Origin of the sequence: Providencia sp. PROV129, from assembly GCF_028482245.1 — a bacterium.
GTDB lineage: Bacteria > Pseudomonadota > Gammaproteobacteria > Enterobacterales > Enterobacteriaceae > Providencia > Providencia vermicola.
Genome location: NZ_JAMPQD010000010.1, coordinates 144685 through 163934 on the forward strand (window position 1 = coordinate 144685; position 19250 = coordinate 163934).

16 protein-coding genes are annotated in these 19250 nt (G+C 43.4%); 12 read left to right on the forward strand and 4 right to left on the reverse strand.

The window, feature by feature from the left end:
- Window positions 1-26 precede the first annotated feature (26 nt).
- Window positions 27-518 carry a DUF7000 family protein gene (locus PSF27_RS07440; protein ID WP_272681200.1) on the reverse strand — a complete coding sequence of 164 codons (492 nt, stop codon included), beginning with the start codon at window positions 516-518 and terminating at the stop codon, window positions 27-29.
- Window positions 519-662: 144 nt separating this feature from the next.
- Here PSF27_RS07440 and dbpA point away from each other — a divergent pair, with 144 nt between their 5' ends.
- From dbpA to cfa, 6 genes are all read left to right on the forward strand, one after another.
- Entirely contained in the window at window positions 663-2036 is a 1374-nt protein-coding gene (dbpA, locus tag PSF27_RS07445) for an ATP-dependent RNA helicase DbpA (protein ID WP_272681201.1), read from the forward strand.
- 165 nt (window positions 2037-2201) lie between these two features.
- The gene (locus PSF27_RS07450) at window positions 2202-3245 is read left to right on the forward strand and encodes an ABC transporter substrate-binding protein (RefSeq protein WP_272681202.1); all 1044 of its coding nucleotides are present in this window, start codon (window positions 2202-2204) and stop codon (window positions 3243-3245) included.
- On the forward strand, window positions 3245-3958 hold the full coding sequence (locus PSF27_RS07455) for a substrate-binding domain-containing protein (RefSeq protein ID WP_272573388.1): 714 nt from the start codon (window positions 3245-3247) through the stop codon (window positions 3956-3958). Before PSF27_RS07450 ends, PSF27_RS07455 begins: the two co-directional genes overlap by 1 nt.
- 134 nt (window positions 3959-4092) lie before the next feature.
- Window positions 4093-5340 carry a cytosine permease gene (gene codB / locus PSF27_RS07460; RefSeq protein WP_206082804.1) on the forward strand — a complete coding sequence of 416 codons (1248 nt, stop codon included), beginning with the start codon at window positions 4093-4095 and terminating at the stop codon, window positions 5338-5340.
- Window positions 5333-6625 (forward strand): cytosine deaminase, encoded by a 1293-nt coding sequence (locus PSF27_RS07465; RefSeq protein ID WP_272681203.1) that lies wholly within the window; start codon window positions 5333-5335, stop codon window positions 6623-6625. Before codB ends, PSF27_RS07465 begins: the two co-directional genes overlap by 8 nt.
- 445 nt (window positions 6626-7070) lie before the next feature.
- Window positions 7071-8234, forward strand: a complete 1164-nt coding sequence (gene cfa / locus PSF27_RS07470; protein WP_206082806.1) for a cyclopropane fatty acyl phospholipid synthase — start codon at window positions 7071-7073, stop codon at window positions 8232-8234.
- A gap of 58 nt (window positions 8235-8292) precedes the next feature.
- On the opposite strand, the gene torS is transcribed toward cfa, so the two are convergent.
- Window positions 8293-11055, reverse strand: coding sequence for a TMAO reductase system sensor histidine kinase/response regulator TorS (torS, locus tag PSF27_RS07475; RefSeq protein ID WP_272681204.1), 2763 nt, complete (start codon window positions 11053-11055; stop codon window positions 8293-8295).
- An 84-nt stretch (window positions 11056-11139) separates the two neighbouring features.
- Here torS and torT point away from each other — a divergent pair, with 84 nt between their 5' ends.
- Window positions 11140-12171, forward strand: a complete 1032-nt coding sequence (gene torT, locus PSF27_RS07480) for a TMAO reductase system periplasmic protein TorT (protein ID WP_206083029.1) — start codon at window positions 11140-11142, stop codon at window positions 12169-12171.
- Here the strand turns inward: torT and torR are convergent.
- The gene (gene torR, locus PSF27_RS07485; protein ID WP_206082808.1) at window positions 12144-12845 is read right to left on the reverse strand and encodes a two-component system response regulator TorR; all 702 of its coding nucleotides are present in this window, start codon (window positions 12843-12845) and stop codon (window positions 12144-12146) included. The two genes, torT and torR, sit on opposite strands and share 28 nt — an antisense overlap.
- Before the next feature lie 136 nt (window positions 12846-12981).
- On the opposite strand from torR, the gene torC reads away from it, so the two are divergent.
- From torC to torD, 3 genes are read left to right on the forward strand one after another with little or no spacing between them, the layout of a single operon-like run.
- Window positions 12982-14151 carry a pentaheme c-type cytochrome TorC gene (gene torC / locus PSF27_RS07490; RefSeq protein WP_272681205.1) on the forward strand — a complete coding sequence of 390 codons (1170 nt, stop codon included), beginning with the start codon at window positions 12982-12984 and terminating at the stop codon, window positions 14149-14151.
- Complete coding sequence (gene torA, locus PSF27_RS07495) at window positions 14151-16697, forward strand: trimethylamine-N-oxide reductase TorA (protein ID WP_272681206.1); 2547 nt, start codon at window positions 14151-14153, stop codon at window positions 16695-16697. The genes torC and torA overlap by 1 nt, the downstream gene beginning before the upstream one ends.
- Window positions 16694-17311, forward strand: a complete 618-nt coding sequence (gene torD / locus PSF27_RS07500; RefSeq protein ID WP_272681207.1) for a molecular chaperone TorD — start codon at window positions 16694-16696, stop codon at window positions 17309-17311. Before torA ends, torD begins: the two co-directional genes overlap by 4 nt.
- 59 nt (window positions 17312-17370) lie before the next feature.
- Here the strand turns inward: torD and PSF27_RS07505 are convergent, their stop codons facing one another.
- The gene (locus PSF27_RS07505; protein WP_272681208.1) at window positions 17371-17973 is read right to left on the reverse strand and encodes a DJ-1/PfpI family protein; all 603 of its coding nucleotides are present in this window, start codon (window positions 17971-17973) and stop codon (window positions 17371-17373) included.
- An 86-nt stretch (window positions 17974-18059) separates the two neighbouring features.
- Between PSF27_RS07505 and PSF27_RS07510 the strand changes: the two genes are divergently transcribed.
- Complete coding sequence (locus tag PSF27_RS07510) at window positions 18060-18605, forward strand: TetR/AcrR family transcriptional regulator (RefSeq protein WP_272681209.1); 546 nt, start codon at window positions 18060-18062, stop codon at window positions 18603-18605.
- 88 nt (window positions 18606-18693) lie between these two features.
- A complete protein-coding gene (locus PSF27_RS07515; RefSeq protein WP_272681210.1) occupies window positions 18694-19230 on the forward strand; it encodes a GNAT family N-acetyltransferase in 537 nt (178 codons plus the stop codon).
- Window positions 19231-19250 lie beyond the last annotated feature (20 nt).

A 19250-nucleotide genomic window follows, 5' to 3' on the forward strand; every position in this document is an offset into this window, starting at 1 on the left:
TTATAAGAAAGGAAGCTTTTTATGACTTACCTTTCTATTTTTTCAATAAAACACATCACGTCATTCATCAGTGGGAACAGCTGTTTTTCTATTCCAACAAATAGTGCACTTTTTTGCGTGAAATCAGGATGAGAAATTAGCATAGTCGCTAACACACTGTATTGCGGCATTTCAGCCAAATGTGTATTCCATGGACTGGATTTTAATTTTTGCCAATATACCTTTTGTATTGATGCATTTTGCCCCATCAACCATAATTCTAAACACAATTTACGGTGATTAAGCACAATACCAAAGCGCAGTTTTCGCTGTTTCAAAAATGTATTTACAATAGGAAAATATGAGTAATCTAGGTAACCTGGGGAGATATTTCCATATTCAAAACCACGTTCAGATTGATTTGCAAGATATTGCTTTGCTTGCATCATGGTTTTAATTAAATACTCATAGACAACGTTGAGTTCACTTTCTTGAATTTGCCGTTGATAATGATTGAGCCGCTGCTGCAAATTGTCCATTTAATTATCCTCCAGTCTGGTTTATCTAAAATCTTACCTGAACCCCACCTTTCCTACCTTAATTTGGAATTAAAAACAGACAGCATCATGCAGGGATAGTATCATTGGCGCCATTAGCTCCTTTTTATTATTTGAGATTTTATTGTGACTTCATTTGCTGATCTTAACGCGCTGAGCGCGGAACAACTGTCTAACCTACAAGAGTTAGGTTACCTCAGTATGACCCCGATCCAAGCGGCCGCCCTTCCTGCTATCCTGGCGGGGAAAGATGTTCGTGCGCAAGCCAAAACAGGCAGCGGTAAAACTGCTGCATTCGGTTTGGGGTTATTGCAACGTATTGATGCCAAATTATTTAAAACCCAATCATTGGTTTTGTGCCCTACTCGCGAACTCGCAGAACAAGTCGCCAACGAATTACGCCGCTTAGCCCGTGCAATTCCAAACATTAAAATTCTCACCTTGTGTGGCGGTGTACCTTTTAGCGTGCAGCGCGATTCCCTTGCTCATGCAGCCCATATAATTGTCGCGACGCCAGGCCGCTTACTTGATCACCTAAACCGCGAAACCGTTCAACTTGATGAATTGCAAACGTTAGTGCTGGATGAAGCGGACAGAATGCTAGATATGGGCTTTATGCCTGACATTGAAACCGTAATTAACTACGCACCAATAAGCCGACAAACTTTACTGTTTTCCGCTACTTGGCCAGATGAAATAGCACGCATTAGCCAACAAATTCAGCACGAGCCACAAACAATTGAAATCAATAGTGTTGATGAATTACCTGAGGTTGAGCAGCAATTTTATGAAGTCTCACGCCACGGTAAAATCGAATTATTACAAAAATTATTAAGCCGTGAACAACCCGCTTCTTGCGTCGTTTTTTGTAACACCAAAAAAGATTGCCAAGCGGTGTATGATGCACTAAATGACAGCAAGCAAAGTGTGTTAGTGCTACATGGCGACTTAGAACAACGTGACCGTGACCAAACCTTGGTGCGCTTTGCAAATGGGAGCAGCCGCGTGTTGGTTGCGACCGATGTCGCTTCCCGCGGACTCGATATTAAAGCCCTTGAAATGGTGATTAACTATGAATTATCGTGGGATCCTGAAGTTCATGTGCACCGTATCGGCCGTACTGCTCGTGCAGGTGAAAGCGGTTTAGCCATTAGCCTATGCGCCCCTGAAGAAGCACAACGCGCAAATGCCCTCGAAGAAATGCTGAATATGAAGCTAAACTGGCAACCCGAACCCGCAGGTCTTCGCATTACACCACTTGAAGCCACAATGGTGACGTTATGCCTTGATGGCGGCAAAAAAGCTAAAATGCGCCCTGGTGACATTTTAGGGGCTCTCACTGGAGAGGTCGGCCTTGACGGCGCAGACATTGGTAAAATTGCCATTCACCCAACCCACGCCTATGTGGCAGTAAAGCGCTCCGTGGCTCAGCAAGCGTGGAAACACCTGCAACAAGGTAAAATCAAAGGTAAATCCGTTAAAGCACGACTCTTAAAATAGCCTTTCTGTTGTGATTTAGCGTCTAAGCTTATTAGGCGCTAAATTTTTCTTTTTATTTCTTATTTAACATCAAGTTTAAACCCATTAATTCACCAAATGATAGTTGACCCTTGAAATTAATCGTTATATAAATCAATTTACATCGAAATACTAGGTTATATAACAATGAAAAAATATCTTATTGGCCTTTTGGCTTTATCTTGCTCATTCGCCAGCTTAGCTGAGCGAGAATTTACCGATCAATTAGGTCGAAAAGTTGTCATTGACGACCAGATTGAACGTGTCGCCGTTCTCCAACACCAAACATTAAATTTACTGGTTCAGTTGGATGCCACCGATAAAATCGTTGGCGTCATGGGGAATTGGCGTGAACAACTTGGGCAAAATTATGAAAGACTTGCTCCTGAATTGGTCAAAGTTCCCAATGTCGGTGACCTCAAAAGTGTTAACCTTGAAAGTTTAGTGCAATTAAAACCTCAAGTGGTATTTGTAACAAACTATGCCCCGCAAGAAATGATCGATAAAATATCCCAAGTGGGCATTCCTGTTGTGGCAATTTCATTGCAAAAAGACAATAGTGGCAAAGCAAAAAACAATGTCAATCCTGAACTTATCAACGAAGAACAGGCATATAACGAAGGCTTAAAAGAAGGCATTGCGCTGATTGGGGATATCGTCAATAAACCCGACAACGCAAAAGCACTGATTAAAGAAACTTTTGATAGCCGCGACGTTGTAGCTCAACACTTAAAAAATATTCCTGAAAATCAACGTATTCGAGCCTACATGGCGAACCCTGAGCTCACCACTTATGGCTCTGGAAAATACACGGGTTTAATGATGCAACATGCAGGGGCGATGAACGTTGCCGCATCAACCATCAAAGGATACAAACAAGTTTCCTTAGAACAAGTGATTAGCTGGAACCCTGAAGTCATTTTCATTCAAGACCGATACCCAAGCGTAGTGGATGAAATCAACAATGACCCGCGCTGGCAAGTTATTGATGCTGTTAAAAATAAACGCGTCTTTTTAATGCCTGAATATGCGAAAGCATGGGGTTATCCAATGCCTGAAGCTATGGCGTTAGGTGAATTATGGATGGCGAGCAAGCTCTACCCCCAAAAATTTGCTGATGTTGATGTGGATGCAAAAGTGAATAATTGGTATCAAAAATTCTATCGTACTCAATATCAAGGCAACCATTAATGCATATTATGGCAGCGGGCAGTCTACGTGGCGCATTGACTGCCATTTTAACGCATTTTCCGCAAGCGGATGAGCATGCAATCACCTGTGAGTTTGGCCCCGCAGGTCTATTACGGCGAAAAATTGAGGCAGGTACATATTGTGATCTGTTTCTTTCTGCGGATAAAGCACATCCCCTAGTATTAATGCAACAAAATATCGCCTATGCCACTTTGCCCTTTATTACTAACCGCCTAGGAATTACCACAACGACACTGCTTGCCCAAAAGTACCCAAACTGGCTGCAATTGCTTAGTGCACCAGATATTATCATTGGCACATCTACGCCCCACGATGACCCTTGTGGGGATTATGTTATCCAACTCTACGATAAAATTCGCCTGAATCATCCTCACCTTGCTAATGAGATTCAAGCTCGTACTCGCCACTTAGTCGGTGGGAAAAACTCTCCCGTGATCCCTTCTGGTCAATTAGCTTCCCAATGGTTAATAGAATCTCATCAGGCAGACTTATTTATTGGCTATCATCACTATCAACAAAAAATTGCAAAACTGCCAAACCTCACCACGCTCCCAATTCCAAATCACGATAATATCCAAGCGATTTACACCATGGCATTGATAACAAAAAAATCAGAAATTTTCGCAAATTACCTATTACAGATTGAATCGCAACAACTTTTTACTGAATATGGATTTACCTCTCTGCAATAAATCACCTAAGAGCACACATTTCAAATCAATAAATTAAAAATATTGAACAATATACGAAAACGTTTGCTTTTTATTTTGATGGCTATAAAATGCGTCGGATTTTTTTGGCCTGAGAAAAATAACTGGAGACAATCGTGCCTGAAGATAAAAATTATAGCCATGGGCCCGTGCCCATATCCGCGCGAAAAGGCGGACTAGCATTAACCTTTGTGATGCTAGGTTTAACGTTCTTTTCAGCCAGTATGTGGACCGGAGGCGCTCTCGGTACCGGTCTTAATTTTCATGATTTCTTCCTCGCAGTTCTTATTGGTAATCTTCTTCTTGGTATCTACACCGCATTTCTTGGTTTTATCGGTTCAAAAACTGGCTTAACAACTCACCTCCTAGCGCGTTACTCCTTCGGTATTAAAGGCTCATGGCTCCCTTCATTCTTACTTGGCGGCACGCAAGTCGGCTGGTTTGGTGTGGGTGTTGCGATGTTTGCTATCCCTGTTGGTAAAGCCACAGGCTGGGACATTAACTGGTTGATTGGTATTTCAGGCATTTTAATGACCGTCACCGTATTTTTCGGTATTTCCGCATTAACCGTCCTTTCTATCGTCGCCGTTCCCGCGATTGCTATATTAGGGAGTTACTCTGTCTACCTCGCGATCACCGATATGGGGGGAATGAGCGCACTACAAGCCGTTGTCCCTGCAAAACCGATTGATTTTAATTTGGCACTTGCCATGGTGGTCGGCTCATTCGTCAGTGCAGGCACCTTAACCGCAGATTTTGTTCGCTTTGGTCGCAAACCGAAAGTCGCCGTTTTAGTCGCACTCGTGGCTTTCTTCCTTGGTAACTCATTAATGTTTATCTTTGGTGCAGCTGGGGCCGCGTCACTCGGAATGGCTGATATCTCAGATGTCATGATTGCCCAAGGTTTGTTATTACCCGCAATTATCGTTTTGGGTTTAAACATTTGGACAACCAATGACAATGCCCTTTACGCTTCAGGTTTAGGCTTCGCCAACATTACTGGGTTATCCAGTAAAGCCTTATCCATTGTGAATGGGTTAGTTGGTACTTTGTGTGCATTATGGCTGTATAACAATTTTGTCGGCTGGCTAACCTTCTTATCTGCCGCCATTCCACCGATAGGTGGGATAATCATTGCTGACTACTTGATGTATCGCCATCGTTATGAAACATTCGATCGCAGTAAAATGCGTGATGTGAATGTCAGTGCGTTAATCGCTGTTGCAGCGGGTGTCATTGCGGGGCATTGGTTACCTGGAATTGTGCCTGTTAATGCCGTCCTTGGGGGCGCTTTGTGTTACGCTGTACTTAATCCTTTATTAAACCGCCGCCGTGCCACGGATTCGGAGTTAACTCGTGCATAATCAAACTATTAAACATATCCATAATGTCCGCTTACCTGAGCGTAATGGCTTATGGCGCATCGATATCGATAACCAAAAAATCACTGCAATTACCCCGCAAGTGGATGGCGAGATCTTGCCAGAAAGCTTAAATGGTGAAGGTGGGTTAGTTTCGGCTCCTTTTGTTGAGCCGCACATTCATTTAGATACAACCCAAACGGCGGGACAACCTAGCTGGAACCAGTCTGGTACCTTATTCGAAGGGATTGAACGTTGGGCAGAACGCAAAGCGATGCTCACACACGATGATGTGAAAAACCGCGCATGGCAGACCTTGAAATGGCAAATTGCGAATGGAATTCAACATGTTCGTACTCATGTTGATGTGTCTGATCCTACGTTAACGGCACTGAAAGCGATGCTTGAAGTGAAGCAAGAAGTGGCGCCATGGATCGATTTGCAAATTGTCGCCTTTCCACAAGAGGGCATTATGTCTTACCCAAATGGTGAAGAACTCCTTGAAGAAGCTCTACGCCTTGGTGCTGATGTCGTTGGTGCAATTCCTCACTTTGAATTTACCCGTGAATACGGTGTGGAATCACTCCATAAAACCTTTGCTTTAGCTGAAAAGTATGACCGTTTGATTGATGTTCACTGTGATGAAATTGATGACGAGCAATCGCGCTTTGTGGAAACTGTTGCCGCGTTAGCACACGCGAAAGGCATGGGCTCCCGTGTGACTGCGAGCCACACTACAGCGATGCACTCCTATAACGGTGCTTATACATCCCGTTTGTTCCGCTTGTTAAAAATGTCGAAAATCAACTTTGTTGCCAATCCGTTAGTGAACATTCACTTACAAGGCCGATTTGATACCTACCCAAAACGCCGTGGGATCACGCGAGTAAAAGAGATGCTGGCTGCGGATATTAATGTGTGCTTTGGGCATGATGACGTTTTTGACCCGTGGTATCCACTTGGCACAGCCAATATGTTGCAAGTCCTGCATATGGGGTTACATGTTTGCCAATTAATGGGTTATCAGCAAATCAATGATGGATTGAAACTGATTAGTGAATACAGCGCACGTACCTTGAACTTACAAGACTACGGTGTCAGTGAAGGTAAACGCGCAAGTCTGTTAATTTTGCCTGCTGAAAATGGTTTCGATGCGGTGCGCCGTCAAGTGCCAGTGCGTTACTCTATTCGTGATGGACAAATCATTGCCAATACCCAACCTGCGGTAACCCAAATTCACCTCGAAGAAACTGAAACCGTTCGTTACGGATATTCCCCACTCGTTTAATCATTGTTGATTAAACTGATTAATAGCGCTCAATAATTTATTGAGCGCTATTTTACCCACTAAGATTATCTGCAAACAAGAATAGCCATCTACACATCTGTAACTATTTAAACTTACTTATAAAAATAGTGTTCATCATTTTGTCACTCACTTAAGTCATACTAAAATATAATGGTATAAGGGCAATATCCCCTTAATTCACCTTGTTTTTTGGTGATAAGTGCCTTTTATGTTATTTAGTTGTAATTTTGATTGAAATTCACACTGAAGGTTTTATATTTTTTAGAGAGTTATCTGAAACTGGATTTGAGCTTTATTTATAGCAACAATAACGCTAATACACTGTCTGCCATACAGTGGTGGTCAATATTCCTGTTTTGCTGTACCGCGAATACGTCACAAATAAAGCTCTCTGAATCCCACTTTGCTAAAAATTGGAGATCAGATGAGTACTGAACATGCTGTTAATCAAAAAACCTCTGTCGACTCTTGGAAGCGCATTGTTAGTGAGTTATTAAGCGAAGCTGGCATTGAAATTAATGGCTCCCAACCTTTCGATATTCGTGTCCATAATGACCAATTTTATAAACATGTCTTACAACAAGGTTCCATTGCACTTGGTGAAAGTTATATGGCGGGTTGGTGGGATTGCGAACGTTTAGATATTTTTTTCCACCATGTACTCCGCCATGGTCTCGATAAAAAACTACCACATAATTTCAGCGATATACTGAAAATTGCGATTGCACGCATCCGTAATTTACAAACACCAAAACGCGCACGCATTGTAGGTGAGGAGCATTACGACCTTGGGAACGACCTATTCTCACGGATGCTTGACCCTTATATGCAATATTCCTGTGGTTATTGGAAAGGTTTAGATAATACCCCCGAGAACTTGCCGATAGCACAAGAACAAAAATTAAAACTGATTTGCGAAAAACTGCAATTAAAACCAGGAATGCGTTTACTTGATATCGGTTGTGGCTGGGGAGGCCTTGCAGCTTTTGCTGCAAAACATTTTTCAGTGTCGGTAACGGGTGTAACGATTTCTGCTGAGCAACAGAAATATGCACAAGCGCGATGTGCTGAACTTGATGTGCAAATTATGTTAGAAGATTACCGTAATCTTAATGCCCAATTTGACCGCATTGTTTCCGTTGGCATGTTTGAACATGTCGGCCCCAAAAATTATGCAACGTATTTTGATGTGGTGAAACGAAATTTAAAACCAGATGGGCTATTTTTATTGCACACGATTGGTTCCAATCGAAATAAGGTAAATGTTGACGCATGGATCAATAAATATATATTTCCAAATGGTTGTCTGCCTTCACTGCAAAATATTGGCGAAAGTAGCGAAAACAAATTAGTGATGGAAGATTGGCATAACTTTGGTGCTGACTATGATAAAACGCTTATGGCGTGGTATTCACGTTTCCAATCAGCTTGGCCTGAGCTAGAGCATAATTATACACCGCGCTTTAAACGGATGTTTTCTTATTACTTGAATGCCTGTGCTGGCGCTTTTCGAGCCCGTGATATCCAGTTATGGCAAATTTTATGGAGCCCGCAAGGGGTCGAAGGTGGCTTAAGAGTTGCAAGGTAAACAATGATGCCGTAAAAAGGCGATTAAATCGCCTTTTTCACAACATTTGAAACTTGAATCAAGTCGATTGGTTTTCCAACCATTTCTCAATCACTTGTAACCCATCTTCTATTTCTTTTCTTAATTCAGTGGATTGTAAAGGTTCTTTTTCTAAAAGAACACACGTCGCCATCGCCATTTGTAGGCCTAAACTGGCGCAGCTGCTTTTTAATTGATGAGCCAACTTTTTTATACGTTCAGTATCATTATGTTGATAAGCAGCCTCAATATCAGCCAATAAGGGGAAAGAATGCTGTTTAAAAATAGCTACCCAGTCCTTGATTTTTGGGTAACCCATTAATTGTGCATCATTTTCCAATTGCACTAAATTAACTGACTGTATATTCTCAGGAATAATAGATGGAATTGAAATGCATTCCCCCCCCGAAATATATTTAGTAATTAATTGATTTAGTGTATCCCTCGGAACAGGCTTTTGAATGATCCCACGGAAAATTTTATGAGTACGTTGTCGCAACGTTTCATCAATCACATGGGCACTAAAACCAATCAGGAGAAGCAACGGATATTGCTCTGATAACTGCTTCGCTAATGTAATCCCATCAATATCTGGCAAGCCAAAATCGACTAGTGCAGCAGTAAAGGAAGGTTGTTGCGAGAGTATTGCCAGCGCTTCTGCCGCTGACCCCGCGACTGTCACTTTCGCCCCACTTGAAATTAGCATTTCACTGCTAATTTTTTGTGTCAACGGGTTATCTTCAATCAGCAATAAACTCACACCATGTATGTTAACAGGTAAATCAGAAGAATTATCAATGGGCTTTAACGCAGGGCAAAGGGGTAATGTTAAACGAAAACAGCTTCCAACACCCAACTCACTATTCACAGTAAGCTCTCCCCCCATGGCCTCAGCCAAGCTTGCACTGATGGTCAACCCAAGACCTGTTCCGCCTCGTTGGCTATCCACTTGCACAAACGGTTTGAAAATATCAGCTAGGCGCGAGCCTTCAATGCCACACCCAGTATCTTCTACCTCAATAAACCAGTATTTACCAAAACGACAACTGCGTAAGGTAATTTGCCCTGCCTGTGTAAAGCGCAGTGCATTGCTCAACAAATTAGTAATAATCTGTCTAATACGTAATGGGTCGCCCTGTAGTGCCACAGGCAAGTCATCCGCAATATCTGCCACCATTGTGATAGCGCGGTTTTTATTGCTCGCATTCATTAAATATAATGTGCTTTCTAGTAGCGGTTTTGGTAGAAAAGGTTCATCGCTGATAGAAACATTCTGCCCGCCTGCTTCAATGGCGGAGTAATCTAAAATATCATTTAAAATAGCCAGTAAAGACTCACCTGAATCTGTGATGGCGTGCAAATCTTCACGATATTGCTTAAGCGGTGGCTTTTCTAATAACAACTGCGCTGTGCCTAAAATACCATATAGCGGTGTGCGAATTTCATGACTCATGGCAGCCAAAAAGGCAGATTTTGCGTGGTTGGCCTTTTCCGCTTCGGCGCGTGCTTTTCGGTGCTCTACCACCAATACCCGTAATTCCGCAGTCCGTGCTTTGACTTGATCGGCGAGCTGTTCACGCTGACTATTCAGCGCATGAACACTTGAGCGAAATGCATCCATCAAACGACCGATGGTGTCTAATTCTTTCACCCCCGCTGTTTCAGGAAATGCGGAATCAATATCCCCCTCAAGTAACCGCTGGAGAGCTTGTGTTTGCTGCGCGAGTGGTTTAGTCACTAGCCGATAAACCACACGCCATAAAATCAAAATAAATGAAAAAAGTGACACAACACTGAGTAACAACAACCAGTTTTGCCCCCGTTCACTGGCTTGCTTGAGTTCGACAAGTGCTGTTTGATTACGTTGTTCAATCGTATCAACCAGTTGGGTAACTTCACTGCTAAAGCGTGCAAATTGGTCAATATTATTTTGCGATAAAATCTGTAAACGCGTGGTGATATCGTTTTCTTGGCGATATAGCGAAATCAACTCCACATAACGGCTAACGATGTCTAATGCATTTCCTACTTGGTGACGAACTGCGGGATCTTCAATGTATTTTTGCCGACGTTGGAGGATTTTCACTGCTTGGTTGAGTTGGTTATCTAACTCCACTGTATTTGGGGTTAATGGCAATGTACTTAAATTTAACACCATCTGTTGAACACGCATCGCACTGAGCCGTAATTCATTCATTTGACTGACATATTCAAGGTCAATATCAATTAAGCGATCAAGTGCCGCCTGCGCTGATGAAGTTCGTTTTTCTTCAATTAAATCATATAAACTAACTTGCGTTGCTCCTGCAGAGGTTGTGGCATTATTTGCCTGCCCATGAGCTAACTGCGCAATTTCCCCTGCCGCTGAAATAATTCGTTGGCGTAGTTGTCGCTGTGTATTACGCAACGTCAGCCGTTGGCCAACAAGCTCCCCCTGTTGGCTTAACGACTTGGCGATCTCTTTTTCTTGCTGTTCAATTGCTGATGTATCAAACCCTTGTTCACGAAGGGTTTTCAATAAGTTCGTAATTTTTAAGCTTTGTGCTGTTAGCATTCGGCCTTGGGCAAGCCAGCTGTTTTCATTATCTGCATTAGTCAAATTTTGTGCTGAAAAAAGCTCCCATGCGCTGGCTTCACTTAATTGGCGCGCCATATTCATGGTTGGAATTAGGGCTTGGGTGTTATCTTGCTCAACCTGACTAACAAAACGGAGGTTATACCAGCCCACTAGGGTACTGATGAACGTCAATGCGGCCATTAAGGCAAAGCCCATCCACAATCGTCGAGTTAGTGATAAATTCACAGTTTACGCACCTAGCGGTTAATAAAGGTTGAGTTCATATTACAAAAGCATTTAGGATAAAGGTTTATGACCAGTGAGGCTATCATGCGCGCATTTATTTTACTGTTCGTCACGTTTTACGCGGCACTCGGTTATGCTGCGGATAAAAACGAGTCGCTATTGCGTTGGCAAGATAATTTGTCTTTCAGTCATCAAAAACACCAAACGCCCCAAACCGACAAAGTTTGGAAGTTATGTGCCCTTTACCCAAGTTTAAAAGATTCTTATTGGTTATCCATCAATTATGGTATGCAAAAAGCAGCCCAGACTTACGGTGTCGATTTAAAAGTTTTGGAAGCGGGCGGTTATAATCAGCTAGCGACTCAGCAAAAACAAATTTCCCAATGCCAACAATGGGGAGCCGACGCGTTGTTGCTAGGCAGTAGCACCACATCATTTCCTAACTTAAGCCAACAAGTAGGTCATTTACCTGTTATTGAAGTGATAAATGCCACTCACAATAACATCATTAAAACTCGCGTGGGTGTACCTTGGTTCCAAATGGGCTATCAACCTGGTCGTTACCTTGTTCAATGGAGCAAAGGCAACCCATTAAAAGTATTACTGATGCCAGGCCCTCGTGATGCAGGTGGCAGTCAAGAAATGGAAGACGGTTTCCAACAAGCTATAGCTAAAAGCAATGTAACTATTCTTGATATTGCCCATGGTGATAACGACCTTGAAATTCAACGTAATTTGTTACATGAAATGCTAGAGCGTCACCCTGATGCCGATGTGGTGGTCGGTACGGCCATTGCCGCAGAGGCTGCGATGGGTGAAAAACGAAACCTTGCAAAACCACTCAATATTGTTTCTTTTTACTTGTCCCACCAAGTCTATCGTGGCTTAAAACGCGGCCGAATTATCATGGCAGCCAGCGACCAAATGGTTTGGCAAGGGGAACTCGTCATTGAACAAGCAATTAATGTGCTCGAAGGCCATGCCGTACCAGATAATATTAGCCCACCCATTTTAGTATTAACCCAGAAAAATGCCGATAGTGAGCACTTACGTTGTTCACTTTCTCCTGGGGGATTTCGCCCTGTTTATCAATATACATCAGCCGCTAAAAAATAACCTTCACCATGCTGAGTAACCAATAAATCCGCCTTTAATTTGTGACGCAAACGGCGGATCAGCACATCGACAGTACGCAAATCTGGGTTATCAACGCGGCGTGCTGATAACATACGTAATAACCGCTCACGACTTAGAATTTCCCTTGGATTCGTCACAAAAGCCACTAACATTTCATATTCAGCACGCGTTAATTTTATGGTTTCTTGGTTAAACTCTAACGTGTGCATAGACACATTGAGGCAATAACCTGCAAATTGGTAGCAATTGTCTTGGGAAATAGGTTGCGAGTGCGCTTGGTTCGCTAAGTCAATGCGCCATAAAAGATTTTTCACACGCACGACTAACTCCCGCAATTCCAGCGGCTTCGTCACATAGTCATCCGCTCCCATCTCTAAACCAACAATACGGTCAATTTGGTCGCAGCGCCCTGTCACTAAAATAATCCCTACCGTAAATCGCTCTCGCAGTGCCCTTGTGAGCATCAATCCGTTCTCATCAGGTAAATTAATATCTAATAAAATCAGGTCGACAGGCTGAAGCTCCATAATTTCACGCAGACCCGCACCACTCCCCGTGACCGAAACACGATACCCTTCTTGCTCAAAATAGGCTTGCAACCGTGCCTGAGTCACGGGTTCGTCTTCAACAACCACAATATGATGTGATGCCATCAATTTCTTCTCTTCTGTTCATATCTGTTCATATTTATTCACATCTTGCCGCATGCTGTTCATCCTGACCAGTACCGCTATTCATATTTGCTGAATAAGATCCTCTATATTAAACCATATTATTTTAGGGGATATTATGCGGAAACTCTGGAGAGCGTTATTAAGGCCAAGTGCGCGCTGGTCAATGCTCACACTACTTATCGTCGGTATTGTTGTCGGCGTTGCACTCATCGTTGTTCCTCATGTGGGAATGAAAGTCACCAGTACAACGGAATTCTGCGTTAGCTGTCACAGCATGGAAACCGTTTATGAAGAATATAAACAATCTGTTCATTTCCAAAATGCTTCTGGTGTTCGTGCAGAGTGCCACGATTGTCATATACCAAATGACCTCCCTGGCATGATTAAACGTAAACTCGAAGCGAGCAATGATATTTATCAAACATTTATCGCACATTCGATCGATACCCCAGAAAAATTTGAAGCGAAACGTGCAGAACTTGCAGAACGCGAGTGGGCTCGCATGAAAGAAAATAATTCCGCGACATGCCGCTCCTGCCATGATTACGATTCAATGGATCACGCTAAGCAAAACCCAGAAGCGGCACGCCAAATGCAAATTGCAGCGAAAGATAACCAATCTTGCATCGATTGTCACAAAGGGATCGCCCACCAATTACCCGATATGAGCAGTGGTTTTCGTAAACAGTTCGATGAATTACGTTCCAAAGCAAATGACGATGGCAATACATTATATTCCCTTGATATCAAACCGCTTTATGCTCAAAAAGGCGATAAAGACCCAGCAGGCTCACTGTTACCAGCATCTGAAGTGAAAGTGTTAAAACGCGATGGTGATTGGCTACAAGTCGAAATTACGGGTTGGACAGAAACCGATGGCCGCCGCCGTGTACTTTCTGAGTTACCAGGCAAACGTATTTTCGTTGCGTCCATTCGTGGTGATGTTCAAGAAAATGTAAAAACCCTCGAAAGCACGACCGTTGAAGCCACTGATACCTCGTGGAGCAAATTGCAAGCCACTGCGTGGGTGCAGCAAGGGGATATGGTCAACGATATCAAACCAATTTGGGCTTATGCAGACTCCCTGTACAACGGCTCATGCAACCAGTGCCACGGTGCACCTGACATCGCCCACTTCGACGCCAATGGCTGGATAGGCACCCTAAATGGCATGATTGGCTTTACCAGTTTAGATAAGCGCGAAGAACGTACCTTATTGAAATACCTGCAAATGAATGCATCTGATACAGGTGGTGCTGCACATGGTGACAACGGAGAAAAATAATGAAAAATAATCCGACATTTCAAGCTTCTCGTCGACGCTTTCTTGCCCAACTAGGCGGGCTAACGGTGGCAGGGATGCTAGGCCCTTCATTACTAACCCCACGAAAAGCCAGTGCAGCAACGGCAGCAGAACAAACCGCTGTTGTACAAGAAGGCATTTTAACGGGATCGCATTGGGGTGCTATTCGCGCCACCGTTGTTGATGGTCGATTTATCGAAGCGAAAGCATTTGAGCGCGATAAATTTCCATCCAAAATGATCGCTGGTTTACCTGACCACGTACATGGCACTGCACGCATTCGCTACCCAATGGTGCGGGTTGATTGGCTACGCAAGCGCCATTTAAGTGATACCACCCAACGGGGCGATAACCGATTTGTGCGTGTTTCGTGGGATGAAGCCCTAGATTTATTCTATCAAGAGCTTGAACGCATTCAGACAACTTATGGCCCAAGCGGGTTATTAACCGCAAGTGGCTGGCAATCAACGGGGATGTTCCATAATGCTTCTGGGATGCTTGCCCGCGCTATCGCCCTGCACGGTAACAGCGTCAGCACGGGTGGCGACTACTCCACAGGGGCTGCGCAGGTTATTTTACCTCGCGTAGTGGGTTCGATGGAGGTCTATGAGCAACAAACTTCATGGCCATTGGTATTAGAAAACAGTAAAACCATCGTGTTATGGGGCTCTGATCTCATTAAAAACCAACAAGCTAACTGGTGGTGCCCAGACCACGACGTATACGCTTATTACGAGCAGCTAAAAGAAAAAACAGCAAGTGGTGAGATAAAAGTAATTAGTGTCGACCCAATCATTACCTCTACTCATGATTATCTTGGACGCGACAATGTTCAACACATCGCCATCAATCCACAAGCCGATGTACCTTTACAACTCGCTTTAGCCCACACGCTATACACGGAAAATTTACACGATAAAAACTTCCTTAAAGATTACTGTGTTGGTTTTGAGCAATTCTTACCCTATTTACTGGGGGAAAAAGATGGGCAAGCCAAAGATGCAGAATGGGCAGCTAAAATTTGTGGTATTGATACTGAAACAATCCGCACACTTGCACGCCAAATGGCGGCAAACCGCACGCAAATTATTGCGGGTTGGTGTGTGCAGCGCATGCAGCATGGTGAACAATGGTCGTGGATGATTGTTGTGCTCGCCGCGATGTTAGGTCAAATTGGTTTACCTGGGGGTGGGTTTGGTTTCGGCTGGCACTATAACGGTGCAGGCACACCAAGCCGCCAAGGAATTATTTTAAGTGGCTTTTCTGGCTCAACCAAAGTCCCGCCAATCCACGACAGCAACGATTACAAGGGCTATAGCAGTACTATTCCAATCGCGCGTTTTATCGATGCGATTCTAGAGCCGGGTAAAACCATTAATTGGAACGGTAAATCCGTCAAACTACCGCCATTAAAAATGTGCGTGTTTGCGGGTACTAACCCGTTCCATCGCCACCAGCAAATTAACCGTATTATTGAGGGGTGGCGTAAGCTTGAAACGGTGGTTTCGATTGATAACCAATGGACATCTACCTGCCGTTTTGCCGATATTGTCTTGCCTGCCACAACGCAATTTGAACGTAATGACCTCGACCAATACGGTAACCACTCTAATCGCGGCATTATTGCGATGAAACAGTTAGTTGAGCCGCAATTTGAATCGCGTAACGATTTTGATATTTTCCGTGACTTATGCCGCCGTTTTGGGCGTGAAGACGCATTCACCGAAGGCTTAGACCAAATGGGCTGGCTCAAACGGATTTGGCAAGAAGGCAGCCAGCAAGGAAAAGGCCGCGGTATTCATTTACCCACATTTGATGCATTCTGGGAAAAAGACGGATATGTGGAATTTGAACATCCACAAATGTTTGTTCGCCATCAAGCCTTTAGGGAAGATCCAGATTTAGAACCATTGGGCACACCAAGCGGCTTGATAGAGATTTACTCGAAAACCATCGCAGACATGCAGTACGATGACTGCCAAGGCCACCCAATGTGGTTTGAAAAAGTTGAGCGCTCCCACGGTGGCCCAGGCTCTAAACAATGGCCTTTGCATTTACAGTCTGCTCACCCTGATTTTCGCTTACACTCACAATTATGTGAGTCCCCAGCATTACGTCAATATTATTCTGTCAGTGGCAAAGAGCCCGTATTTATCAGCCCTCAAGATGCCAAAGCTCGTGGAATTCATAACGGTGATGTGGTTCGAGTCTTTAATGACCGCGGGCAAGTTTTGGCTGGTGCTGTGGTTTCTGACTTGTATGCGCAAGGTGTTGCCCGTATTCACGAAGGTGCCTGGTATGATCCTACCAAAGGCGGTGAAATCAATGCACTTTGTAAATATGGCAACCCTAACGTATTAACGTTAGATATTGGTACATCACAACTCGCCCAGGCCACCAGCGCACATACCACCTTAGTGGAGATCGAGAAATTCACAGGGCAATTAGATAGCGTTAGTGCATTTGATGGGCCAATTGAAATGGTAGCACAATGTGAATATGTGCCTGCATCACAGGTGAACAAATGACCAAGAACAGCATGTTAACCAGGGAACAGATAGCCTGTATTTATGCATGGCTAGCACAACTATTCTCACGTGAATTAGATAGCGCCCAATTGGCACAGCTTCAGTCCACCGATAGGGTGGACTGGTTTACCATTATCGAGCAAGAACCGAGATTAATTGCACCAACGCATGAATTACAGATAAAAATCGATGCCCTTACGCATCGACCTGACGCCCAATTAGAACTGGCTGCGGATTTTTGTAGCCTATTTTTAATGTCAGATAAACAATCTGCCTTACCTTATGCCTCGGTTTACCCAAGTAATGCGCCAAATAACGTACAAATTGCGAGTTTGTTATTCGAAGCAGGAATGGAAACCAGTGATGTATTTAATGAACCGTCAGACCATCTTTCCATCTTTTTGGAATTACTCAGTCACCTGCATTTTTCACTCAGTGAACCCCATATCGATCACGAAAAAATCAGGCAATTACGCCAACAAACCTTATCGTGCTTATTGCAGTGGTTACCTACATTTAGCCACAATTGCCAACGTTATGATGAATTCGGTTTTTATGGTGCCTTGAGTCAATTATTACTCACATTAGTTCAGTTAGACGAACAAAATCAATAACGTTGTGACTCATAACTATTGGGTTGCGTGTGTTTACACGCGACCCAATTTAAAACAACCTAAATCCGAGCTTGAATTAAACTTGATTCGATTAAGTTTTCAAAGAGTGTTTGCTGACCCGTTGGTAAAACATGGCATAGCGTTTCTTTCCGCTTTTGTTGATCAAATAGTGATTCAATCAGCCAACCGACAAGGTACAACGTGGATAAGCATCCCCCCGCTGTAGCGACTTTCCCATGACAAACAAGAGGTTGGTCAATCGGTTCTACCTGCCTTAATTGTAACGCTTTTCTTGCCTCTTGGTGAGTTGTCGCTTTTCGTTCAGATAATAAGCCAAGCGCATCTAAAATAAACGCTCCCGCACAAATCGAGCCAATATATTGACGGTTTGAATCTAACTGTAATACAGATAAAAAATTCGGATCCGCCAATACGTCTGGCACGCCTTTTTTACCGCTGCTAAACAACACGGCATCGGCTTGATTCGCGTCAGAAATTGAACCATGCACTGGAATTTCCAGCCCATGAGCAGAACGAATTGTGGGCGTGATGGCCAAAATACGAACGTGCCAATCTCGTTGATTCCGCCCCAAAATATCCCACATGAAAAACAGGTCAATATCTGTAAAATCATCAAATGCAATAATCGCTATTTCTTTCATATTGGTTCCTTTATGCTCTCGTTAATGGCAAATTAAGGGCATAAAGTAACAGTAGTATTTCCACCATACACAGCCTGTATTGAACAATGAAAAAATTAACCAAAGCGTGTTGGATTAAAGCGGGATTTGATGTGTTAGACACAGAAGGACACACTCGATTTTCCAGTGAGCACATTGCGCGAAAACTCAATGTAACCCGCGGTTCTTTTTACCACCATTTTAAAAATCGTGAAGAATATGTTCGCACTTTACTGGAATGCTGGGAGTTAGAGTACACGGAACAGATGTTAGCTCAGGCTAATTCTGCTTATACTCTTGATGATATTTTGAAGAAATATCTTGATGTTGCATCGCAAAAACACCCATCAAGAGAAGTCGCCATTCGAGCATGGGCGCTCAACGATCCGATTGTTTCAGAGTACCAACAAAGGGTCGATGAAACCCGATTAGCTTTTGTGACTCAAAAACTCAATCGTTTATTTATTCCTCGCCACTATACTGATTTGCTCAGCAAACTGATCCATTTATGTTTTATTGGTGGCCAAATGTCTGGTGATAGACATAACAACCAAGAGTTTAACCAGTTGATCCTTGATGCGCTCCGCTTAAAGGCGCGACTCTTTAACTTTTGATGATGTTTATCTAGCACGTAAAACACCACTTATTATCCTAAAATTCCCTACAATTAGGATGACTGAGAGAAACATATTTAGGTATTTTATGATTATCCGATACAGGCAGTGCCACACTTCACAGCTTACTGATGACGAAAAAGACACGTTATTCGATATGTTATTTGTTGGGTTTGAAGGGGATTTCACTCGGGATGATTTTGAGCATGCCTTGGGCGGCATGCACGTTTTAGCCTATGACCAACATCGTATCGTGGGTCACGTGGCTATAATTCAGCGCCATATGGCGATAAATGATAAACCGATTTCAGTGGGGTATGTCGAAGCCATGGCGGTACTGGAAAGTTATCGTCGCCAAGGTATTGGGCGTGAATTGATGTCTATGACAAATACGATCATCGGCAATTGCTACCAACTTGGCTTGCTGTCGGCCTCTGACGAAGGGTTCCATCTGTATCAATCCCTTGGTTGGAAAGTGTGGAAAGGCACCTTGTTTGAATTATGCCAAGGCGCCTACGTCCGCTCTGAAGGCGAAGAAGGCGGCGTGATGGGCTGGTCTAGAGATAATTCTGTTGAGTTTACTGAATCCCTGTACTGCGACTTTCGCGGTGGCGATCAATGGTAACAGGCTGATAACGATAATCT